We start from the raw sequence: 22190 nt of genomic DNA, 5'->3' as shown, positions 1-22190 counted from the left end.
TTACTCTGCCTCAGCCTCGGTGGAGGCCTCGGGGGCCTCTTCCTTCTTAGCCTTGGGGGTGATGGCCTCGGGGACAATCACGGACTTCTTTTCGGGAACCACGAAGGGCTCCTTCGGGGCCTTGGTACGCAGGGTACCTTCCTGGCCTTCGATGTTCTTGAACTTCTGCCAGTCACCGGTGATCTTCAGCAGTGCTGCGACCTGCTCGGTGGGCTGGGCACCGACGCCGAGCCAGTACTGCGCACGGTCCGACTTGATGTCGATGTACGAAGGCTCTTCGGTCGGACGGTACAGTCCGATTTCTTCGATGGCACGGCCATCGCGCTTGGCACGGGAATCCATGACAACGACGCGGTAGTGTGCTGAGAACTTCTTGCCAAGGCGCTTAAGGCGAATCTTTACGGCCACTTTTGTGGTCACTCCTGATCTGAAATGGGGCGAACCCGTACTTCTGCTCCCGTGGGGCGGGCCATAACGTTGGGGTTCAAAAGGACAAGATGCATGCACGGAGAGAGGGTCCGCGCAGATCGAGTACCTGACCATTGTGCCAGATGAGTCCATGTTTGGCGACTCGTGCGGCCGCGGCGGATATCCGCGGATTTTCAGGCAACGGCAACACGCAGCCGGTTGCGCCACGGGTCCTCGAAACGCAGCTCCGCCCCGGTGGAGTGGCTGAAAACCCCGGCGTGCCGAAGACGGTCCGCCAGCCCGGCGACGTCGTCGGCTGCGGGAACGCTGATGAGCACCTCCCCCAGGCCCAGCGTGTCCCTGCGCGGTCCGGCACCGCGGCTGTTCCAGACGTTCATCGCCATGTGGTGGTGGTAGCCGCCCGCGGAAACAAAGAGTGCCTGCCCGTGGAAACCGGCCGTCCGTTCGAACCCGAGCGTGTCGATATAGAAAGCGGCGGCGGTTTCCGTGTCCCCCACCTGCAGGTGGACGTGCCCGACGGCGGCATCGGCAGCCCGGAGTCCGCCCAGTGCCGCTTCGGTGAGGTGGTCACGGAAGTAGGCCTGCGGAGACAGCGGCAGCGACGCCATCCGCACCTCCCGGCCGGCCACGGTCTCGTCCCAGCCCCAGGTGTCCCGGGGCTTGTCATAGTAGAGCTCGATGCCGTTGCCTTCGGGGTCGGTGAAGTAGAACGCCTCGCTGACGAGGTGGTCCGCGGAGCCGGCAAAGGCCGACGGGTCATGCCGGGCCGCCGAGGCAACCGCAGCGGCGAGGTCAGCCTGGGTTTCAAAGAGTATGGCGGTATGGAACAGGCCTGCCTCCCCGCGGGAAGCGACCTGCAGGTCCGGTGCCGGGGCCAGATGCACCAGGGGAACGCTCCCGCGGCCCAGGTACATGCCGCCGTCGGACTCCGCCACCACGTCCAGACCGAGGGCGGCGCGGTAGTAGGCGGAGACGTTCGCCAGGTCGCCGACCTTGAGCATCACGGTGCCCATGGCGAGAGCGGCGGGCAGCAGGTCCCGGGCATTTACTTGAAGGTTCATGCAATGAGTTTACTTGAAGCTTCATCTAATCCCAAAGTGTCCAGCCGCAGGGAGGCTGCGGAAACAGTGCAAAGTGGCCATTGTCCGGCGACCTCATGCCTGTTACGGTCGGCTCGGCAATGGGCCGCGGACAAATATCAACGGGGGAAACCGCATGCTGGGTGCAAAGCGAAATGAAGCGGGGATGGGCTCGTCAACGGTCCAAAGGAAACGCAAACCATCCGGCGGAAGGACAAAGCGCAGGGTGCTGGGGGTCGTCACCGGCATCGGCGTCGTCTTGGCGGTGCTCGGCGCGGCTATGGTGGCCCTGAACCTGTTCGTCTTCTCCCATACCTACAATCCGTCCTGGTGGGATGATGACGTCCCGGTTCTGGAAACGTTCGTCCCCGCCTCCTCTTCCGAGATCGACGAACTCAGCGTCCTCTCCTCCGTCCCCGGGGTTCTGTTCCTGCTCGCGATGTGCTTCATCTGCACCGGACGGGTCCTGCGCGGCGGCGTGGGCATAGCCCTCGCCCAAGGTCCGGCGCGCGGAACGGTCGTCTCCGCCAACACCTATCTCTCCCCGCGGGCCCACCTGGCGTGGCTGGGTGTGGCGCTGGCCTTCTGGATCGTCCTCATTCCCGTTCCCGTCATACTGTCCCTCGGGGGCGGATGGCCTGTGACCGTCAGCGACGCCACGCGGGATCAGGTCTGGGTCAATCTGGTGCTCTACGGCGGCCTCGCCGCGGCAATCGCCGGCACCCTTCTCGTCTCCCACCACAAGAAGCAGCACTATCTGGCGCTGGCCGCCGCCGATAACCTCCGGCTGGACGAGCCGCAGCGCGAAATCTGGCGCTGGCTCACGTTCCGCTGGCGCTTCGACCTGTGGCTCGGAGGAATCGGAGGAGCATTCGTCGGCGCCTCGTTTTCGGCCCTGGCCTACGACCACCCCGCTACCCTGGTGATCCTCCTGGCCATCGGCATCGTTCTCATGGTCCTCGGGGTGCTGCTGGCCCGGCAGTACTGGCGGGCTGAGCTGCCCCTGGGGCTGGCGGAATCCTACTCTTAGGACGCCCCGGACGACGACGGCCGGGACGCCGGGCCTCGTCGGTTGAGCAGGTCCCGGCGCATGGCGACCCGCTCCCCCAGAGCATCCAGGCCCAGACTGATTTCGTGCTCCCGCACCGCCGCCAGTTCGCCGTCGGGCTCCGCCACAACCTCGAAGCCGCAGCTGGCGTAGAACGGGGCATTGAACGGAACCCCGGCAAACGTGCACAGTGTCATGGACGTGTAGCCCTGCTGCCGCGCCCAGCCGAGAGCGGCCTCAACCAGCGCCCGGCCCAGTCCGGCTCCGGCAGCATCGGGATGTACGGAAAGCTGCTCCAGGTGGGCCTGGCCGTCAACCTCCTCGAGGCGGGCGAAGCCGACGGGCGGATCGCCGCCCACCAGGAGGTGGAGGGAAGCGGCGAGGTCCTGAACCGTGGCGGGCGGCGGCAGCTCCCCGGAGGCTGCGGGCAGCAGCCCGTCCAGCAAGGTGTCGGAGGCAGCTTCCAGCCCGGGCAGCACGGGAAGATCGCCGGGGCCGGCGTTCCGGATGGACGGTCCGCGCATCAACTGTCCCCCGTTCGGTGGCCCCGGGCGAGGAACTCCCGGATCGCCTGCCTGCCGGCGTCCGTGTCCTGCGGCCGGTGGTTCCCGCCGACCTGCCGGTGTTCGGCTCCGGTGGAGACCAGGAAATCCGCCACCTCCTCGTACACCGGCTCCCATCCGCCGGTGAGGACCAGCGTGGGAACGCCCGGAACAATGTCCAGCGGCGCGTCATCAAAGAGGGGCTGCTGCAGGTTACGGTGGGCAGCGGTGGCCGGCAGGTCCCGGGTCAGGGAGAACACGGCAGGCTCGCACAAAACCAGGGAGTGGACCTTTGCCGGATTCCGCAGTGCAGCCAGCATGGCCGGAACCGCACCGGCCGAGTGCGCCACCAGGTGTCCGCCGCCGTCCAGCGCATCGCAGATGATGGCAATGTCAGCTTCCAGGTCCGGCGGCAGCGGCTCGGCGACGGCGTCATAGCCGTGGCGCTTCAGGAACAGGCAGTCATAGTCCAGGGCAAGCCCGTGCTGCCGGGGCCAGGCGGCCGCACCGAAACTGCCGGCGCCGTGCACAAACACCACACGTTCCCGAGGCAAACCCACTCCTAGCGTCCAAGAATTCCGGAGAAGCCCTCAACCGGGGGCATCATCCTGCGGAGCGACGGTGCTGCCAGCGGCGCCGGGGCGGCAGCCTCGCCGTCCACCAGCTCTACGATGGTGCCCAGTTCCAGGGCCTGGAGCGCGGCGTGCCGGCGCTCCTCGTCCAGGCCCTCACCGCAGTCCTCCAGGGGAACAAAACGGGCCTCCCGCTCCCCGCCGGCTCCGGTGAAGGCCGTGACGGAGGTGGTCACAGTACCGCCGTCGAACAGGAAGGCGATGGAGTCGCCCTGCCCCTGGACTCCCTGCACATAGTCCAGCACCAGGACGCGGCCGACGTCGAACTCCGGATCCAGGGTGGCGCGGGCAATGCGGCGGGCGGCCGAGCGGGGATCTTCCCCGCTTTTCACCACACCGCCGGGCAGCTCCCAGGCGTCGCCGCTGCGCAGCAGCAGTACGCGGCCGTCAGTGGTGCGGACCAGGACGCGTGCCGTAATGCTGCGCCGGAAGACCGACCCGTAAAAGCCGCTCAGGCCCTGTGCCGCCATGCTGGTCCCTTCCTTTGGTGCCTGGGTTCCGCGGTGCCGTGGAAGCACGCATCGGCCGTTAACCACGCAACGCCGGACGAGGGGTCCGGCGCTGCGTGGTGGATGGCTGGTCCTTACTTGCCGAGGAACTTATCAAAGCCCTTGGGCAGGTTCAGCGACGCGGGATCGAAATCCGCGTCCTGGGCGCCGAAGGCGCTGCCGGTGGGGAGTGCCTTGCGGGCACCGGCGGCCCGGGCCTCTGCTGCCGCGCGTTCCTGGGCTGCCTTGGCCGGGTTGCCGGACTTGGCCTTCTTCTTGCCCTTGGCTGCCTGCTGCTTCTTGCGCGCACCGCCGAAGCCGCCGGGGCCTGCCATGCCGGGCATGCCCGGAATGCCGCCGCCTGCTGCCATTTTCTTCATCATCTTCTGCGCCTGCGCGAAACGTTCCAGCAGGCCGTTGACCTCGGAGACGTGCACGCCGGAACCGCGGGCGATGCGGGCACGGCGGGAGCCGTTGATGATCTTGGGTGCAACCCGCTCGTGCGGGGTCATGGAGCGGACGATTGCTTCGACCCGGTCGATTTCGCGTTCGTCGAAGTTTTCCAGCTGCTCACGCATGCCGGCGGCGCCGGGCATCATCATGAGCATTTTCTTCATGGAGCCCATTTTGCGGATCTGCTGCATCTGGGCGAGGAAGTCATCGAGGGTGAAGTCTTCCTGGTCGGCGAACTTCTTCGCCATCCGGGACGCTTCGTCCTTGTCCCAGCTCTGCTCGGCCTGCTCGATCAGGGTGAGGACGTCGCCGAGGTCCAGGATGCGGCTGGCCATGCGGTCCGGGTGGAAGACCTCGAAGTCGGTCAGGCCCTCGCCGGTGGAGGCGAACATGATCGGCTTGCCGGTCACCGAGGCCACGGACAGTGCGGCACCGCCGCGGGCGTCGCCGTCGAGCTTGGTGAGGACCACGCCCGTGAAGTTCACGCCCTCGTTGAAGGCCTGGGCCGTGTTGACGGCGTCCTGGCCGATCATGGCGTCAATCACGAACAGGACTTCGTCCGGGTTGATCGCGGCGCGGATGTCCGCGGCCTGCTGCATCAGTTCGGCGTCCACGCCCAGGCGGCCGGCGGTGTCGACAATAACGACGTCGTACAGCTTGGTGCGTGCTTCCTCGATGCCCTGGCGGGCGACGGCGACCGGATCGCCGGTGGCGGACTCGAACTCGGAGGAGACGCCCGGGTGCGGAGCGTAGACGGGCACGCCGGCGCGTTCGCCGTTGACCTGCAGCTGGCGGACGGCGTTGGGGCGCTGCAGGTCCGCTGCGACCAGCAGCGGGCTGTGGCCCTGGGACTTCAGGTGCTTGGAGAGCTTGCCGGCGAGGGTGGTCTTACCGGCACCCTGCAGGCCCGCGAGCATGATGACCGTGGGCGGGTTCTTGGCCAGGCGCAGCCGCCGGGTCTCGCCGCCGAGGATGCCCTTGAGCTCCTCGTTGACAATCTTGACGACCTGCTGGCCCGGGTTCAGCGCCTGGGAAACCTCCAGGCCGAGGGCGCGTTCCTTGACGGAGGCAGTGAACGCACGCACCACGGGAACGGCGACGTCGGCGTCCAGCAGGGCGCGGCGGATCTCGCGTACGGTGGCGTCGACATCGGCCTCGGTCAGCCGGCCCTTGCCGCGGAGGTTCTTGAAGGTTGAAGTCAACCGGTCAGACAGTGAATTGAACACGCGCCGCGCACTTCTTTCGTCAGTTCTTCGCCATGTTGGCAGGCCCAGCTGTTAAGGGTACCAAGCCGCTCCGGCTATTTGGCCCTCCTGCACCCCGCTGTTCACAAGGACCGCCCGGCTGGAGCACCAGCCGGGCGGTAGTTCCTCCTGCGTCCGAAGGACCTAGAGGGCGGAGTCCCCGCGCTCCCCCGTCCGGACCCGGAGGGCTTCCTCCACGTTCACCACCCAGACCTTGCCGTCGCCGGCGCGGCCGGTGTTGGCCGTGGAGACCAGCACGTCCACGATGTCGTTGACCCAGTCGTTGGCCACCAGGATCTCCACCCGCACCTTGGGCAGCAGGTCCACGGTGTATTCCGCGCCCCGGTAGACCTCGGTGTGTCCGCGCTGGCGGCCGTATCCGTTGGCGGAGCTGACGGTCAGTCCCTGGACCCCGTAGCTTTCCAGGCTGCCCCGGACCGCGTCGAGCTTCTCCGGCCGGACAATAGCGGTTACGAGTTTCATGAGTTGACCGTCTCCTTAGGGGTGGTGGTGCGTGCCGTGTCCTGGAAGGGGCTGAAGGAACCGCCGGTGCCCAGTCCGCCGAATTCGTACGCGGTTTCGGCGTGTTCGCTCAGGTCCACGCCGTTGACCTCGTCTTCTTCGGAGATCCGGAAGCCCATGGTCTTGTGGATCGCGAGCCCGATCAGCAGTGTGAGGACACCCGAGAAGACGATGGCCACTGCCGCAGCTGCTGCCTGGGCCCCGAGCTGGCCCAACCCGCCGCCGTAGAACAGTCCCCCGCCGGCGCCGTCGACCGGCAGGGCGATGAATCCGAGGGCGAGGGTGCCCGCCAGGCCGGCCACGAGGTGCACGCCGACGACGTCGAGCGAATCGTCATAGCCGAGCCGGTATTTCAGCCCGATGGCCAGGGCGGACAGGACGCCGGAGACCAGGCCGAGTCCCACGGCGGCCAGCGGGCTGACGTTGGCGCAGGCCGGGGTGATGGCAACGAGTCCCGCGACGACGCCGGAGGCCGCTCCCAGCGATGTGGCCCGCCCGTCGCGCACGCGTTCCGTCAGCAGCCAGCCGAGCATGGCGGCGGCCGGTGCTGCGAGGGTGTTGATCCAGATCAGGCCCGCTTCTTCGGCAGTGCCGGCGGCGCCGCCGTTGAACCCGAACCAGCCGAACCACAGCAGGGCGGCGCCGAGCATCACGAACGGGATGTTGTGCGGGCGCTGGTTGGGATCCTTCCCGAAGCCCTTGCGCCGGCCGAGGATCAGGGCCAGCACCAGGCCGGCCACGCCGGCGTTGATGTGCACCACGGTGCCGCCGGCGAAGTCGATGGCTTCACCCACCACCGAACCCACCGCGCCCTCGGCACCGAGGAGGCCGCCGCCCCAGACCATAAAGGCCAGCGGGCAGTAGACCAGGGTCACCCAGATTGGCACGAAGACCGCCCAGGCGCCGAACTTGGTCCGGTCAGCAACTGCGCCGCTGATCAGGGCCACGGTGATGATGGCGAATGTTGCCCCGTAACCGGCGGTGATGAGGTCCTCGCTGCCGAGGATGTCTTTCAGCCCGAAAGAGGTGAAGGGGTTGCCGAACAGCCCCGCGACGCCGTTCCCGCCGGTCATGGAGAAGCCCCAGAGGACCCAGACCACGCCGATGATTCCGATCGAGACGAAGCTCATCATCATCATGTTCAGCGCTGCCTTGGCGCGGGTCATGCCGCCGTAGAAAAATGCCACGCCCGGCGTCATAAGCAGCACGAGCGCTGCTGAAATCATTACCCAGACGTGACCTGCTGACAGATCCATCTTCACGTCCCTTCACAAGTGGCGGGCATCTCCCGCACAAGGAACTCTGCCGGGGCCAGATTTCCGGCCCGGCCCGGTGGTGTTGCCGGGAGGTTACAAACCCGGGGTTGAAGTTAAAGAATCGTGACGGACACATTTCGGCCAGGTTTCCCCCCGCGGTGCGGCCGCAGGGAACCGCCCTGCCGGGTCGCTAGGATGAGGGCACTGTCTCAAACCCCTAAGGACCATCCCCCGTGCCACACGCGAGCCCAGACCATGACACCCCGGATTCGAAAAAACCCGTCCGACGCCGCACAAAGGTGCTCGCCGCCGTCGCAGGCGTGGCGGTTATCGCTTCCGCCGCAGTAGCCGCGCCGCTCCTGCTGGACGACAAGGACGCCGCTCCGGCCGCGGCGGCCCCCAGCGGCACGCCGTTCACCGTCGAAGCGAAGCCGACCCTGCCGCCCGCTCCGGCGTTTAAGTTCTACGAACAGGCAGGACCGCCTGCCGGCTCTCCGCTGAATCCGGTGGAGCCGCTGAGCATCAACGTGGCGGCGGAAACCACCGGCACCTCGCTGCCCTCCGGCCTGATCGGGCTTTCCCTGGAAGCCACCGACCTTGCCGATCCGTCACTGTCCGGTGACAACCCCGAGATGGTGCAGTCCCTCTCCGGGCTGGGCCGGCCGCTGCTGCGTTTCGGCGGCAATGCCGTGGACCGCCGGTTCTTCTGGACCTCCGCCGGCGAAGCCATTCCCGGCAACCTGTCCGGGGATAAGGCGCACCCCGTGCGGGCCGTAACCCCGGCGGACCTGGAGCGGGTCAACACCCTCCTCGAGGCGGTGGACGGACAGATTGCCCTCACTGTGGACCTGGGCAATTACGATCCGGCACGTGCCGCGGACATGACCAAGCACGCGGCGGCCATCTTCGGCGAGCGCCTTGTCGGCGTCACCGTAGGCAACGAGCCCAACGGGTTCGCCAAGACCGGTCTGCGCGGATCCGACTACGGCATCGAAGCCTACCTGGTGGAGCTGAAGGCCTACGCCGAGGCAATGCACGCCGTCGCACCCTCCGTGCCCATTATCGGCCCGGGCACCTACGAGTCGTCCTGGTGGGCGGCGTTCGCCAAGACCCCCCTGCCGCAGGAGCGGATTCTCTCCTACCACCACTACCCGCTCTCCTCCTGCGAGGGCTCGGATCCCCTGGGCGAACCGGTGATGGGCAACCTGACGAACAGGTACATCCACGACCACGCCAACGAATTCCGCGGCGTCGGCCTGAAGCCCGCCCAGGAAGCAGGGCTGCAGGCCTGGATCCCGGAAACGGGTGTCTCCGCCTGCCCGGGCAGCAACGAAACCACCAAGACCCACGCGTCGGCGGTGTGGAGCGCCGACTATGCCCTGAGCGCCGCGCAGATGGGCATCTCCAGGGTCAGCTTCCACAGTTCGCTGATCACCTGCCAGGGCGGTCCGCCCATGTCCGCCATCTGCGTAGGCGGGGCCTACCTGCAGCCCAACGGGATGGTCGATGAACGGTCCAACTACTACGGAATGTCGATGGTCGCGGAAATGGAGCCGGGCGACTTCCTGAAACTCGATACCGCCGGCGGCGGTCTTTCCTACCCGTACGCGGTGCGGCACGCGGACGGAAGCGTCAGCGTGGCGGTAGTGAACAACAACAACCCGGAAACCGACGCCCCGACCAACGTCAGCCTGCAGCTGCCGGGCAAGGCCCTCACCGGGACCATGACGCAGATGACCGGCACGTCGTACTCCTCCCAGGACAGCACCATGATCGACGGCCGGCCTGCGGAGGGCGTGCCTGCCGCCGAACGGCTGACCGTCCCCGGTTTTGAGTACGGTTCCGCCACCCAGACGTTCCCGCTCACCGCCGGAACTGTCACGGTCCTGAACTTCACGTTCTAACCCGCCGGCCGGGCTTTCCGCCCACAAAAAAGGGCCCCGTACTGAGTACGGGGCCCTTTTTGCTGCTCGCTGCTAGCTCAGCAGGGCATCCACGAAGCTCTCGGCCTCGAACGGGGCCAGGTCATCCGCACCCTCACCCAGTCCCACCAGCTTCACCGGCACATCCAGGGTGCGCTGGATCGCGACAACGATCCCGCCCTTGGCGGTGCCGTCCAGCTTGGTCAGGACAATGCCGGAGATGTTGACGACCTCGGCGAAGACCTTCGCCTGGGTCAGGCCGTTCTGGCCGGTGGTGGCATCCAGGACCAGCAGGACCTCGTCCACGGCTGCCTGCTTCTCAATGACGCGCTTGACCTTGCCGAGCTCGTCCATCAGGCCGACCTTGTTCTGCAGTCGCCCGGCGGTGTCGATCAGGACCACGTCCACGTCGCCTTCGATGCCGGCCTTGACCGCTTCGAACGCCACGGAGGCGGGATCGGCGCCGTCAATCTCTGAGCGGACGGTGGGCACACCCACGCGCTGTCCCCAGGTGGCGAGCTGCTCGGCGGCGGCGGCGCGGAAGGTGTCCGCCGCACCCAGCAGCACATCCTTGTCCTCGGCCACGAGGACGCGGGCCAGCTTGCCCACGGTGGTGGTCTTGCCGACGCCGTTGACGCCCACCACCATCACGATGGCGGGGGTGTCGGCGTGGCGGGTCACGGCCAGGGAGCGGTCCATGGTCGGATCCACCAGCTTGATCAGTTCCTCGCGCAGCATCGCGTGGACTTCCTGGGGATCCTGGCTGCCGGACACCTTGACCCGCTGGCGCAGGGCGTCCACGAGTTCCATGGTGGGTTCGGTGCCCAGATCGGCGAGGAGGAGGGTTTCCTCGATCTCGTCCCAGACGTCTTCGTCGATGGTGTCGCGGGAGAGCAGCGCCAGCAGCGCCTTGCCCAGCGCGTTGTTGGATTTGGCCAGCCGGGCACGCAGCCGGGCCAGCCGGCCCTGCACGGGTTCGGGCGTCTCGATGCCCGGTGCCTGCGGGGCGGGGGCTTCCTCCAGGTCGCGCAGGTCATCCGGGACGACGACGTCGGTCTCCCCCGGCGGCGCCTCGAGGGTGTCGGTGCCGCCGCCCGTTCCGGTGACCGGATCGTTGGCGTCCCGGCGGGTGGGGTACATGCTCTTGGGGGTCCGCCGGGTCCGTACCAGCAGTGTCGCGGAGAAGCCGACAACGGCGATCGCAACAAGGACATAGATCACTATCGAAAGGGTCTCATTCACGCTCCCAAGCTTCTCACACGCTGCTCATTCGCTCCCCGGGAATCTGAGAGAATCGCCTTATCATGGTGCGCTCCCCCAGAATCCCAATCCCGCAGGAAATCCAGGTCCTTATCGCGGCCGCCTTCGTCATAGCCCTTGGCTTTGGCCTGGTGGCGCCGGTACTGCCGCAGTTCGCGCAGAGTTTCGACGTCGGCGTCACGGCTTCCGCCGTGATTGTCAGCGCGTTTGCGTTCACCCGGCTGGTGTTCGCCCCGGCCGGCGGCATGCTGCTGGAAAAGCTCGGCGAGCGCCCGGTCTACATTGCCGGGCTGCTGATCGTGGCCCTGTCCACCGCCGCGTGTGCCTTTGCACAGAGTTACTGGCAGCTGCTGGTCTTCCGCGGCCTGGGCGGCATCGGCTCCACCATGTTCACCATCTCGGCCATGGCCCTGATCATCCGGCTGGCACCTCCGGAGGTCCGCGGCCGGGTCTCCGGCGCCTATGCCTCCTCGTTCCTGCTGGGCAACATCGGCGGACCGCTGCTCGGCGGCCTGCTGGCGGGCCTGGGACTGCGCGTACCGTTCCTGGTCTACGCCGCCGCCCTGGTGCTGGCCGCCGGCGTCGTCTACTTCCGGCTGAAGGATGCCCGGCCCGCCCCCGGAACCGAGGACACGCAGGCTGCTGCCAAGCCGGTGCTGACCGTGCGGGAGGCCCTGCGCGATTCCTCCTACCGGGCGGCGCTGGCCTCCTCCTTCGCCAACGGCTGGTCCTCCTTCGGGGTACGCAATGCCCTGGTCCCCCTGTTCGCCGCCGCGGCGCTATCCGCCGGACCGGAGGTGGCGGGTATATCCCTGACCGCGTTCGCCGCGGGCACCGCCGTCGTCCTGACCTTCTCCGGCCGGCTGGCCGACAGCTGGGGCCGCAAACCCCTGGTCCTCATCGGCATGGCCGTGAACGCCGTGGCCACCGGGCTGATGGGCTTCAGCTCCAGCGTTCCGGAGTTCCTGATCATCTCCGTCATTGCGGGCATGGGCACCGGGCTGCTCAATCCCGCCCAGCAGGCGGCGGTGGGTGACATCATCGGCAACGGACGCAGCGGCGGCAAGGTCCTGGCCACCTTCCAGATGGCCAGCGATACCGGTGCGATTGCCGGACCTATCCTCGCCGGCATGCTCGCCGATTCGCTTGGTTACTCGTGGGCATTCGGCGTCACCGGCGCCATCGGCCTGCTGGGCTTCCTCGCCTGGCTGGCGGCGCGCGAAACCCTGCCTGCCCGCAAACCGGCTCCCGCCCCCACTACCATCGAGGAATGAAGCCTTTCCTGCTCCTGGCCACCCGGGCCGAAGACGATGCCGCCGACGAGGAATACGCCTCGTTCCTGCGTTTCGGCGGGCTCGCCGAGGAACAGCTGCACCGGGTACGCCTCGAAGCCGCCCCGCTGCCGCCGGTGGACCTGGATTCCTACAGCGGCGTGATTGTGGGCGGCGGCCCGTTCAACTCCAGCGACCCGGAGGAAACCAAGTCCCCGGTCCAGGTGCGGGTGGAATCGGAAATGGCCAAGCTGCTCGACGACGTCGTGGACCGCGACTTCCCGTTCTTCGGCGCCTGCTACGGGGTGGGCACGCTGGGACGGCACCAGGGGGCAACGGTGGACCGGCGCTACGGCGAGCCCGTGGGCCCGGTCGAGGTCCGGCTGACACCCGAAGGCCGCCGGGATCCCCTCCTGGACGGCGTGCCGGACAGCTTCGCCGCCTACGTGGGGCATAAGGAAGCCGTGGCCGAGCTGCCGCCGCACGCGGTGAAGCTCGCCGGATCGGCGACCTGCCCGGTGCAGATGTTCCGGGTGAAGTCCAACCTCTACGCCACTCAGTTCCATCCCGAACTGGATGTGGCCGGGCTGCTGACGCGGATCTCCGTGTACCGGCACGCCGGCTACTTTGAGCCAGACGAGGCGGAGTCCGTGATGGAGGCGGCCCGCGGCTCGGCCGTGCACGTGCCGCCGCGGGTGCTGCGCAACTTCGTTCAGCGGTACGCGGCCTAACCCTGCTGTGCGCCGGCGTCCGTTTTCCGCTCGATCCGCTGGCTGATCACCGTGGACACGCCGTCGCCGCGCATCGTGACGCCGTAGAGCGCGTCCGCCACCTCCATGGTGCGTTTCTGGTGGGTGATGACAATCAGCTGGCTGGACTCGCGCAGCTCCTCGAAGATGCCGATCAGCCGGCCGAGGTTCGTGTCATCCAGGGCCGCCTCCACCTCGTCCATCACGTAGAACGGCGAGGGCCGGGCCTTGAAGATGGCCACCAGCAGGGCCACCGCGGTCAGCGACCGCTCACCGCCGGAGAGCAGTGAAAGCCGTTTGATTTTCTTGCCGGCGGGCCGGGCATGGACCTCGATCCCCGTGGTCAGCATGTTGTCCGGATCGGTCAGCACCAGGCGGCCTTCCCCTCCCGGGAACAGCCGGCCGAACACCTGCCGGAACTGCTCGGCGGTGTCCCGGAAGGCAGCTGTGAAGACCTCCTCCACGCGTCGGTCGACATCGGCAATGATGTTCAGCAGGTCCTTCCGGGTGGCCTTGAGGTCTTCCAGCTGCGTGGACAGGAACTGGTGGCGTTCCTCCAAGGCCGCGAATTCCTCCAGCGCCAGGGGATTGACCTTCCCCAGCGCGGCAAGATCCCGTTCGGCACGTTTCAGCCGTTTCTCCTGCTCTGCCCGCACGTACGGGATGCCGTCCAGGAGCGGATTGCCGTCCTCGTCCACCGGGGTCCGCAGGGCAGCCCACTTGTCGCCGCTGACCGGCTCGGCCGGTACCGGAACGGGTTGGTCCGGCCCGAAGTTCGCCACCAGGTGCTCGGGCGTTATGCCCAGCTCCTCCAGGGCGCGGGTTTCCAGTGCCTCGATCCGCAGGCGCTGCTGTGCGCGGGCGAGCTCGTCGCGGTGAACCGAATCCGTGAGCCGGGCCAGTTCGGCGGCGGCCTCATTGGTCGCGCTGCGGACGGCGGCCAGTTCGGCGTCCCGGGCGGTCCGGGTCTCCTCGGCCCGGGTCCGTTCCTCGGCCGCCAGCGCCAGGGACACCTGCAGGTGGGCCAGCACGGCGTCCGCTGCCGCACCGACGGCCACGGCCCGGGCATGTTCCGCTGCCCGGCGCCGCGCCCGTTCCGCGGCGGAAGCGCGGGCCCGGCGTTCGGCCTGGGCGGCGCGTTCGAGGGATTCGGCACGGCCGGCGACGGCCTTGAGCTGCTCCTCGGCCGAGCGCAGGCCGAGCCGGGCATCCGTTTCGGCCCGGCGTGCGGAGGCTGCGGCGAGCGCCAGGGCGTCCCGGCGGTCGGCGGACGGTTCCTCGTCGGGTCGGTGGTCCTCGCCGGCGGCAGCCAGACGCTCCGCTACGGCGGCCAGGTTCGCTTCTTCCGCCACCACGTTGGCTTCGGCTGCCGCCATCAGGGACGAAAGCCGTTCAGCTTCCCCCGAGGCTGCGCGCAGGGCGGAGCCCAGGGTGCCGAGCCGTTCGGCAACCGCAGCGAGCCGCGCATCGGACTCGTGCAGGGCCGCAAGCGCCGCGTCCGTCCGTACCCGGCAGGCCTTCACCCGTGCGGCGGCAGCCCCGATGCCGGCTCCGGCTTCCTCCGTACGGGTCCGTGCCGCCGCCAGCCGGGCGTCGGTGTCCTCCACCGCTGCGGAGATTTCGAGCAAACCCGGGGCCGAAACGGATCCGCCGCGGACGCTGAACGCGGTGAGGACATCGCCGTCGGCCGTCACTGCCGTGGCATCCGGAGCGGCCGCCAGCAGGCTCACGGCCGATTCCAGGTCGGCTACGGCGACGGCAGAGCCCAGCAGCGCGTTCAGCGCATCCTGCACCGTGGCATCGGCACTCACCAGGGACAGCACCGGCACCGCGCCGGGCGGGAGCTCGGCGGGCAACTCCCGGACCGGGGCGGACATCCCGGACAGCAGCAGGTCCGCCTGTCCCTCCCCCGCGTCCTTCAGGTGCTGCAGTGCCTGCGCGGCGGCGCCGAGGTCCGCGGCGGCCAGGGCGTCCGCTGCCGTGCCCAGGGCTGCAGCGACCGTCCGTTCATAACCCGGCTTGACGCTGACCAGGTCCGCCAGCGGCGCCAGCACCCCGTCCAGACCGGCTTCCCGCAGGAAGGCAGTACCGTTCCGCCGGTCCAGGCCGACGGCGAGCGCCTCCCGGCGGGCGGCCAGGTTCTCCGCCTCCCGGAGTGCTTCCTGCCGGGCCTGCTGCAGCTGCTGCAGCGCCCGTTCGGCTTCCTCCGCAGCTGCCTGCGCTTCTTCGTACTCGGCATCCAGGTCCGCTTCGCCCGCCTCGGCGCCGGCGGCGGAGCCTTCCAGCTTCTCGAACTCCTCCTGTGCACGGGCACGGCGTTCCTCGGCGGCGCTGATCGAAGCCCGCAGCCTGCCCACCTCGGAGCAGGACGAGGCCACCCGTGAGCGGGCGGCTTCCACCGAGCCGGTCAGCCGGGCCAGGCCCTCGCGCCGGTCCGCGGCAGCCCGCAGCAGTCCGGCATACCGCTTCTCTTCGGCGGCGGCGTCCGCTTCGGCGGCCTCCCGGATCTCCACGGCGTCTTCAAGCCGTGCCCGCCGGTCTTCGATGTCGGCTTCCAGGGCCGCCGCTTCGGCGCGGATCCGGTCTGCCGAGGCCTGCAGCTGTTCCGGGTCCCGTCCGCTGCCGGCGTCCGGTTCCGCCGTGCCCAGCAACCGGGCGCGTTCGGCCGCGAGGGCGGCGAGGGAACGGAACCGCTCCTGCAGCGAGGACAGCTCGTACCAGGTGTCGCGGGCTTTGTTCAGCTGCGGTGCCGCTTCGGCGGCCAGGGCCTCCAGCGCAGCCTGGCGCCGGCGCCCGTCGGCAACGGCGGCGTCGACCTCGGCCCGGCGTGCCTTCAGGGCGTTCTCGTCCGCAGCCTCTTTCTGCCAGGCAGCAGTCAGGGTGGCCAGGTCATCGGCCAGCAGGCGTGACCGGGCGTCCCGGGCATCCTGCTGCACGGTCTTGGCCCGGCGGGCGACGGCGGCCTGCTTGCCCAGCGGTCCGAGCTGGCGGCGGAGCTCCGCCGTGAGATCCGTCACCCGGGCCAGGTTTGCCTGCATGGCGTCGAGCTTGCGCAGCGTTTTTTCCTTGCGCCGGCGGTGTTTCAGGATGCCCGCGGCCTCTTCGATGAACCCGCGGCGCTCCTCCGCCCCGGCGTGCAGCACCTTGTCCAGCTGCCCCTGGCCGACGATGACGTGCATCTCGCGGCCCAGCCCGGAATCCGAAAGCAGTTCCTGGATGTCCAGCAGGCGGCACGGGCTGCCGTTGATGGCATACTCGGACCCGCCGGCACGGAACAGCGTGCGCGAGATGGTGACCTCGGAGTATTCGATCGGCAGCGCGCCGTCGGCGTTGTCGATGGTCAGCGAGACCTGGGCCCGGCCCAGCGCCGCGCGGCCCGAGGCCCCGGAGGTGCCGGCGAAAATAACGTCTTCCATTTTGCCGCCGCGCAGGGTCTTGGCGCCCTGCTCGCCCATCACCCAGGCCAGGGCATCCACCACGTTGGATTTTCCGGACCCGTTGGGGCCAACCACCGCCGTAACACCGGGTTCGAATTCAAAGGTGGTGGCCGATGCGAAGGACTTGAATCCTCGCATGGTCAGGGTCTTCAGATGCACGGGGGTTAATCTCTCCTACCGGGGTTGATTCCTTAAATCTACGCGGTTAGCGTCAAAATTCCGCTCTACTCGGAGAGCGTAATCCGGCTTTTGCCTCCGGAATCGCGGGGCCGGTAAGTAGGCTTCTAGAAGAGTCATATGATTTTAGGGCGTGGATGCAGGCTTCACGGCGGCCGCCAGCGCGATAAGTTCAGCAGCAGACAAGGCAGGCATTTTGACCGGGAACTTCAACTTCCAGCACTCCAACTCCGCCATCCTCAGCGTGAACAGCGTTGAAGCCCCGGTGGTCATGAGTTCCAGTGAATTCGACGAGCGCCTCGAGCCCTCGCTCAAGCGGCTGCGGCTCTCCAAGCGCATGCTCGAGCGGGTGGCGGGCGTGAGCGAGCGGCGGTGGTGGGCCGCCGGCACCGCGTTCGACGACGGCGCCACCGAGGCCGGCGCCAAGGCCCTGGCCGAAGCCGGCGTCGAGGCGTCCGAAATCGGGCTGCTCATCAACACCTCCGTGACCCGCCGGAACCTTGAACCCTCCGTCGCCGTCAAGATCCACAACGGCCTGGGGCTCCCCTCCTCCGCCATGAACTTCGATCTGGCCAACGCCTGCCTGGGCTTCGTCAACGGCATGACCTTGGCGTCCAACATGATCGACTCCGGGCAGATCAACTATGCCCTGATCGTGGCGGGCGAGGACTCCCAGGGCGTGCAGGAAGCCACGTTCGATCGGCTGAACGCCTCCGATTCCACCCGCGACGACTACCTGCGCGAATTCGCGACCCTCACCCTCGGCTCCGGCGCCGCGGCCGCCGTCATCGGCCGTGCCGACCGGCACCCGGGCTCGCACCGCATCCTCGGCGGCGTCTCGCGTGCCGGCACCCAGCACCACGAACTGTGCGTGGGCGGCATCGACGGCATGTACACCGACACCAAGGGTTTGCTGGACGGCGGACTGGAACTCGTCGTCGACGCCTGGCACGAAGCCCACGGCAACGGCTGGGACTGGACCGGGATGGACCGCTACGTGACCCACCAGGTGTCCAACTCCTACACCAACGCCATCATCAAGGCAGTGGACCTGGACCGCAAAAAGGTGCCGATCACGTTTCCGAACTGGGGCAATGTGGGGCCGGCGTCCCTGCCGATGACCCTGGCCCAGGAATCCCGTTCCCTGAACCCCGGAGACCGGGTGCTGTGCATGGGCGTGGGCTCCGGTCTGAACACCACCATGATGGAGATTGCGTGGTAGAGGAGCTTTGGCCCGGCGTTTCCCCCGCCTGGTCCTCGTTTGTCCACGTTCCCTCCACTGCCGCTGTCGAGCTTCCGGGCACGGTCCGCAAGTGGCATGTGCTCGACAACGGCCCTGACCTGGCCGCGGCCGGGGTCGAACCGGCCGGAACCCTGCTCTGCGTGCACGGCAACCCCACCTGGTCCTACCTCTGGCGCACCCTGTTGGCCGCCGGAGCGTCCGCCGACAAGCCGTGGCGCGTGGTGGCCGTGGACCAGCTGGATATGGGCTTCTCCGAACGCACCGGCGCCTTCCGGCGGCTCGAGGACCGGATCACCGACCTCGGCAACCTGACGGACGCGCTCGGGATCACCGGCCCGGTGGTTACCGTGGGTCACGACTGGGGCGGCCTGATCTCCCTGGGCTGGGCGCTGCGGCACCGCCGCCAGCTCGCCGGCGTCGTACTGACCAACACCGCCGTCCACCCGGCCGGCTACTCGCTGCCGCCGGCGCTGAAGCTGGCCCTGCACCCGGCCGTCCATCCCTGGGGCACGCGCAGCACCGACGCCTTTATCCGGGTCACGCATTCCCTGGCGCAGCCTGCCCTGCCGGCTCCCGTCCGGGAGGCCTTCGCGCTGCCGTACCGCGGCGCGGCCCGCCGGCAGGGGGTCGCGAACTTCGTTGCCGACATTCCCGCCGTCGAGACCCACCCCAGCTGGCGCACACTGAACTCCGTCGCCGAGGGCATCCGCCGGCTAAATGTTCCCTCGCTGGTCCTCTGGGGACCTAAAGATCCCGTCTTCTCCGACCGCTACCTCCGCGACCTGCTGGAGCGGCTGCCGGCCTCCTCCGTGCACCGGTTCGAAGGCGCCGGGCACCTGCTGCCCGAAGACGTCGACATTGCCTCCCCCGTCTTCGCCTGGCTGCAGACCGCCGTCGAAAAGCCTGCGGATTCCGCGCTCCGGCGCACTGAGCCGTTCCGGCCCATGCTCGCCGAGCTGGACGAGCGTGCGGGCGATACCAGTCCCGCCGTCGTCGACATGGCACCGCTAGGCGGCGACTGCGCGGCCGCCGGACCGCGCACCCTGTCCTGGGCCGGGCTTGCCGAACGCGTGAACGCCCTCGCCGCGGGACTTGCGGCCGCCGGTGTGCGGCCGGGAACCCGGGTGAACCTGCTGGTGCCGCCCGGCATTGAACTGACCTCGCTGATCTACGCCTGCCTGCGCCTGAACGCCGTGATTGTGGTGGCCGACGCCGGGCTGGGCACCAAGGGCCTCGGCCGGGCCATCAAGGGTGCCGGACCGTCGTTCCTGATCGGCATCGACCGCGCGCTCATCGGCGCCCGGGCCTTCGGCTGGCCCGGCACGCGGATCAGTGTTTCCGAGCTGTCCCCGACCCGCCGGCGGGTGCTCGGCGTGAAGCACACCGTGGAGGAGCTCATCGCCGACGGCGCCGGATCCGAGGTGCCCTGGCACCCCGCAGATCCCGATGCCGACGCCGCCGTGCTCTTCACGTCCGGATCCACCGGTCCGGCCAAGGGCGTGGTGTACACGCACCGGCAGCTGGCCGCCATGCGTGATGCCATCAAGGACACCTATAACCTGCGTGCCGGAACCTCCCTGGTGGCCGGCTTCGCGCCGTTTGCCCTGCTGGGACCGGCGCTGGGCGCGACGTCGGTGACGCCGGACATGGACGTCACCTCGCCCCGCACGCTCACTGCCGCAGCCCTGGCCGATGCAGCGGTGGCCGTGGATGCCACCACGATCTTCGCCTCCCCCGCAGCGCTGACGAATGTGCTGGCGACCTCCGGAGAGCTCGACGCTCCGCAGCGGGCCGCGCTGGCCCAGGTGGAACTGCTGCTTTCGGCCGGTGCACCGATTGCCGAGCCGCTGCTGGCCCAGGTGCAGGACCTGGTGCCGAAGGCGTCCCTGCACACGCCGTACGGCATGACCGAGGCGCTGCCCGTCACCGACATCAGCCTCGAAGGCATCCGTGCCGCCGGGTCCGGCAACGGTGTCTGTGTCGGCACAGCGGTGTCCCGCGCCGAGGTGGCCATTGCCGAAGTCTTCCCGGACGGGTCCGTGGGCAGCGAACCGCTGACCGTCCCGAACCGTACCGGCGAAATCCTGGTCAGCGCCCCGCACGTCAAGGACCGCTACGACCGGCTCTGGATCACCGAGAGCCACAGTGCGTCCATTGACGGCTGGCACCGCACCGGCGACGTCGGGCATTTCGACGACGACGGCCGGCTGTGGGTGGAGGGGCGCCTGGGCCACATCCTCTCCACGGCGGACGGCATCCGGACTCCGGTAGCCGCGGAACAGGCTGCCGAGGCGGTCGACGGCGTGGGCCGGGCGGCGCTGGTCGGCGTCGGACCTGCCGGAGCGCAGGTTCCCGTGGCCGTGGTGGAGACCGATCCCCCCGCACGCCGGGCCGGAACCGCGTCTCCGAGGCTGACCGCAGCCGTGCGGTCCCGCGTGGCCGGGCTGGTCGGGCTCGATCTGGCGGCAGTGCTCGTGCTGCCGCAGATGCCCACCGACATCCGGCACAATTCCAAGATCGACCGCACCGCACTGGCCGGCTGGGCGTCCCGCCTGCTCGCCGGCGGTCCGGTGCCGCGCCTGGGTAAGGGCAAGCGGTGAGTGCCCTGGCTCCGCGCAATGTCCTGGTTACCGGAGCGAGCGGCCTGCTGGGCGGCGCCGTTGCGGACCTGCTGGAGGCCAAGGGCCACAAGGTCCGCACCTTCCAGCGCCGGCCGGGAGTTCCGGGCCGGGACTCCGTGGCCGGGTCCGTTGCCGATCCCGCTGCCGCCGCCCGTGCCGTCGACGGGATGGACGCGGTGATTCATCTCGCCGCCAAGGTCTCCTTCACCGGCGAATGGCGGGAGTTCGAGGAAACCAACATCACCGGTACGCAGGTCCTGCTGCAGGCTGCACAGGCTGCCGGCGTCCGCGACGTCGTCTTCGTGTCCTCTCCGTCCGTGGCGCACTTCGGTGAACCGATTGCCGGTGCAGGTGCCGGCACTGCGGACCCGGCCCGTGCCCGCGGTTTTTATGCCGCCTCCAAGGCCGAGGCCGAGCTGATTGCGCTGGGGCTGAATTCCACCGGGTTCCGCGTCGCTGCCATCCGGCCGCACATTGTCTGGGGTCCGGGCGATACGCAGCTGGTCGAACGTGTGATTGACCGCGCCCGGTCCGGGCGGCTTCCGCTGCTCGATGCCGGTGCTGCCCTGATCGACACCACCTATATCGACAATGCGGCGGCTGCCATTGTCCGCGGCCTGGAGCGGATGGATGCCGCGTCCGGCCGTGCCCTGGTGGTGACCAACGGCCAGCCGCGTCCGGTCGGCGAACTGATTGCCGGTATCTGTGCGGCCACGGGAGTGTCCGCACCGGGCTGGAGCGTTCCGGGCAGGGTTGCCCGCGGTGCCGGAAGCCTGATCGAACGGGTCTGGCTGAAGGCGGGGAGGCGCGGTCTGGTTCACGACGAACCGCCCATGACGCGTTTCCTGGCCGAGCAGCTGTCGACGTCGCACTGGTTTGACCAGCGTGAAACCCGTGAAGTCCTGGACTGGACTCCGGAAGTGTCGATTGAAGACGGCATGCTCCGGCTTGCCCGGCACTACTCCCCCATCTCCTAGGATGATGCCCGTGAAAAGCCTGCAGAAAATCGAGTCCTGGCCGGTAGACAATGCTGCTGCCGCCGTCGTGTCCGCCGGCGGCGAGATGCTGGGGACCGCCGGTGAGCAGGACCGCCGTTTTCCGCTGGCTTCCGTCACCAAGCTGCTGAGCGCCTATGCCGTGCTGGTGTCCCTGGACGAGGGCGCGTTGGAGCTCGATCAGCCTGCGGGTCCCGAGGGCTCCACCGTCCGGCATCTGCTCGCACATTCCGGCGGCTACGATTTCGGCGAGCGCACGGTCCGCTATCCCCCCGGCACGCGGCGCCTGTATTCCAACGCGGGTTTCGAGGTACTCGGCGAGACGCTGGAGCAGGCAACGGGCATATCGTTCGGTGAATATCTGCAGGAAGGCGTGCTGGTACCGCTGGGTATGTCTTCCACCGCTCTGGAGGGCTCCCCTGCTGCCGGTGGTATCTCCACGGCTGCAGACCTGTGCCGGTTTGCCGCGGAGCTGCAGGCTCCCACACTCACCGATCCGGGCCGGCTCACGGAGGCCACGCATGTGGTCTTTCCCGGTCTCGCCGGAGTGCTTCCCGGTTTCGGCCGGCAGAAGGAAAACGACTGGGGACTCGGCTTCGAGATCCGTGCCCACAAGTCTCCGCATTGGACCGGTGCCAACAGCTCGCCGGCCACGTTCGGGCACTTCGGCCAGTCCGGAACCTTCCTTTGGGTGGATCCGGAAGCTCGTGCTGCAGCGGTCTGCCTCACCGACCGCGATTTCGGTCCCTGGGCTGCGGAAGTGTGGCCTCCCTTTACCGACGGGATTCTTGCAGAGCTGGCCGGGCGGTAGGGTTTTGCTTC

The 22190-nt window shown here is 68.5% G+C and carries 18 protein-coding genes; 8 read left to right on the top strand and 10 right to left on the bottom strand.

Going from position 1 to position 22190, the window contains the following annotated elements; translation table 11 throughout:
- Both rpsP and NNX37_RS07050 read right to left on the bottom strand, forming a co-directional pair.
- Positions 1 to 408, bottom strand: coding sequence for a 30S ribosomal protein S16 (gene rpsP, locus NNX37_RS07055; RefSeq protein WP_229948989.1), 408 nt, complete (start codon positions 406 to 408; stop codon positions 1 to 3).
- 194 nt (positions 409 to 602) lie between these two features.
- On the bottom strand, positions 603 to 1490 hold the full coding sequence (locus tag NNX37_RS07050) for a VOC family protein (RefSeq protein WP_255791616.1): 888 nt from the start codon (positions 1488 to 1490) through the stop codon (positions 603 to 605).
- A gap of 244 nt (positions 1491 to 1734) precedes the next feature.
- Here NNX37_RS07050 and NNX37_RS07045 point away from each other — a divergent pair, with 244 nt between their 5' ends.
- Entirely contained in the window at positions 1735 to 2538 is an 804-nt protein-coding gene (locus NNX37_RS07045) for a hypothetical protein (protein ID WP_255791615.1), read from the top strand.
- Here NNX37_RS07045 and NNX37_RS07040 read toward each other — a convergent pair.
- From NNX37_RS07040 to NNX37_RS07015, 6 genes are all read right to left on the bottom strand, one after another.
- Entirely contained in the window at positions 2535 to 3080 is a 546-nt protein-coding gene (locus tag NNX37_RS07040) for a GNAT family N-acetyltransferase (RefSeq protein ID WP_255791614.1), read from the bottom strand. The two genes, NNX37_RS07045 and NNX37_RS07040, sit on opposite strands and share 4 nt — an antisense overlap.
- Positions 3080 to 3652, bottom strand: coding sequence for an alpha/beta fold hydrolase (locus tag NNX37_RS07035; RefSeq protein WP_255791613.1), 573 nt, complete (start codon positions 3650 to 3652; stop codon positions 3080 to 3082). Before NNX37_RS07035 ends, NNX37_RS07040 begins: the two co-directional genes overlap by 1 nt.
- Positions 3653 to 3660: 8 nt before the next feature.
- Entirely contained in the window at positions 3661 to 4200 is a 540-nt protein-coding gene (locus NNX37_RS07030; protein ID WP_255791612.1) for an NUDIX domain-containing protein, read from the bottom strand.
- A gap of 113 nt (positions 4201 to 4313) precedes the next feature.
- Positions 4314 to 5897, bottom strand: a complete 1584-nt coding sequence (gene ffh / locus NNX37_RS07025) for a signal recognition particle protein (RefSeq protein ID WP_255791611.1) — start codon at positions 5895 to 5897, stop codon at positions 4314 to 4316.
- 162 nt (positions 5898 to 6059) lie between these two features.
- Positions 6060 to 6398, bottom strand: a complete 339-nt coding sequence (locus NNX37_RS07020; RefSeq protein WP_146364419.1) for a P-II family nitrogen regulator — start codon at positions 6396 to 6398, stop codon at positions 6060 to 6062.
- Positions 6395 to 7693 (bottom strand): ammonium transporter, encoded by a 1299-nt coding sequence (locus NNX37_RS07015; protein WP_255791610.1) that lies wholly within the window; start codon positions 7691 to 7693, stop codon positions 6395 to 6397. Before NNX37_RS07015 ends, NNX37_RS07020 begins: the two co-directional genes overlap by 4 nt.
- Before the next feature lie 233 nt (positions 7694 to 7926).
- Between NNX37_RS07015 and NNX37_RS07010 the strand changes: the two genes are divergently transcribed.
- Complete coding sequence (locus NNX37_RS07010; RefSeq protein ID WP_255791609.1) at positions 7927 to 9597, top strand: hypothetical protein; 1671 nt, start codon at positions 7927 to 7929, stop codon at positions 9595 to 9597.
- A 72-nt stretch (positions 9598 to 9669) separates the two neighbouring features.
- Here the strand turns inward: NNX37_RS07010 and ftsY are convergent, their stop codons facing one another.
- On the bottom strand, positions 9670 to 10857 hold the full coding sequence (ftsY, locus tag NNX37_RS07005) for a signal recognition particle-docking protein FtsY (protein ID WP_255791608.1): 1188 nt from the start codon (positions 10855 to 10857) through the stop codon (positions 9670 to 9672).
- A gap of 62 nt (positions 10858 to 10919) precedes the next feature.
- On the opposite strand from ftsY, the gene NNX37_RS07000 reads away from it, so the two are divergent.
- Both NNX37_RS07000 and NNX37_RS06995 read left to right on the top strand, forming a co-directional pair.
- A complete protein-coding gene (locus NNX37_RS07000) occupies positions 10920 to 12149 on the top strand; it encodes an MFS transporter (protein WP_255791607.1) in 1230 nt (409 codons plus the stop codon).
- Complete coding sequence (locus NNX37_RS06995) at positions 12146 to 12877, top strand: glutamine amidotransferase (RefSeq protein ID WP_255791606.1); 732 nt, start codon at positions 12146 to 12148, stop codon at positions 12875 to 12877. The genes NNX37_RS07000 and NNX37_RS06995 overlap by 4 nt, the downstream gene beginning before the upstream one ends.
- Here the strand turns inward: NNX37_RS06995 and smc are convergent.
- Complete coding sequence (gene smc / locus NNX37_RS06990; protein WP_255791605.1) at positions 12874 to 16491, bottom strand: chromosome segregation protein SMC; 3618 nt, start codon at positions 16489 to 16491, stop codon at positions 12874 to 12876. The two genes, NNX37_RS06995 and smc, sit on opposite strands and share 4 nt — an antisense overlap.
- Positions 16492 to 16705: 214 nt before the next feature.
- Here smc and NNX37_RS06985 point away from each other — a divergent pair, with 214 nt between their 5' ends.
- From NNX37_RS06985 to NNX37_RS06970, 4 genes are read left to right on the top strand one after another with little or no spacing between them, the layout of a single operon-like run.
- On the top strand, positions 16706 to 17731 hold the full coding sequence (locus NNX37_RS06985) for a 3-oxoacyl-ACP synthase III (protein ID WP_255791604.1): 1026 nt from the start codon (positions 16706 to 16708) through the stop codon (positions 17729 to 17731).
- The gene (locus tag NNX37_RS06980; RefSeq protein WP_255791603.1) at positions 17725 to 20352 is read left to right on the top strand and encodes an alpha/beta fold hydrolase; all 2628 of its coding nucleotides are present in this window, start codon (positions 17725 to 17727) and stop codon (positions 20350 to 20352) included. Before NNX37_RS06985 ends, NNX37_RS06980 begins: the two co-directional genes overlap by 7 nt.
- Positions 20349 to 21350, top strand: a complete 1002-nt coding sequence (locus tag NNX37_RS06975) for an NAD-dependent epimerase/dehydratase family protein (protein ID WP_255791602.1) — start codon at positions 20349 to 20351, stop codon at positions 21348 to 21350. The genes NNX37_RS06980 and NNX37_RS06975 overlap by 4 nt, the downstream gene beginning before the upstream one ends.
- 10 nt (positions 21351 to 21360) lie before the next feature.
- On the top strand, positions 21361 to 22179 hold the full coding sequence (locus NNX37_RS06970; RefSeq protein ID WP_255791601.1) for a serine hydrolase domain-containing protein: 819 nt from the start codon (positions 21361 to 21363) through the stop codon (positions 22177 to 22179).
- Positions 22180 to 22190 lie beyond the last annotated feature (11 nt).

Source organism: Arthrobacter zhaoxinii, from assembly GCF_024385505.1.
GTDB classification, from domain to species: Bacteria; Actinomycetota; Actinomycetes; order Actinomycetales; family Micrococcaceae; genus Arthrobacter_B; species Arthrobacter_B zhaoxinii.
The sequence above is the reverse complement of the archived record's forward strand: the minus strand, read 5'-3'. Positions and strand labels throughout refer to the sequence as shown.

Bases quoted from the DNA above. Each gene is read 5' to 3' on its own strand.
- NNX37_RS07050 (WP_255791616.1), bottom strand. From the start codon at position 1,490: ATGAACCTTCAAGTAAATGCCCGGGACCTGCTGCCCGCCGCTCTCGCC.
- NNX37_RS07040 (WP_255791614.1), bottom strand. From the start codon at position 3,080: ATGCGCGGACCGTCCATCCGGAACGCCGGCCCCGGCGATCTTCCCGTG.
- NNX37_RS07030 (WP_255791612.1), bottom strand. From the start codon at position 4,200: ATGGCGGCACAGGGCCTGAGCGGCTTTTACGGGTCGGTCTTCCGGCGC.
- NNX37_RS07020 (WP_146364419.1), bottom strand. From the start codon at position 6,398: ATGAAACTCGTAACCGCTATTGTCCGGCCGGAGAAGCTCGACGCGGTC.
- NNX37_RS07015 (WP_255791610.1), bottom strand. From the start codon at position 7,693: ATGGATCTGTCAGCAGGTCACGTCTGGGTAATGATTTCAGCAGCGCTC.
- NNX37_RS07000 (WP_255791607.1), top strand. From the start codon at position 10,920: ATGGTGCGCTCCCCCAGAATCCCAATCCCGCAGGAAATCCAGGTCCTT.
- NNX37_RS06995 (WP_255791606.1), top strand. From the start codon at position 12,146: ATGAAGCCTTTCCTGCTCCTGGCCACCCGGGCCGAAGACGATGCCGCC.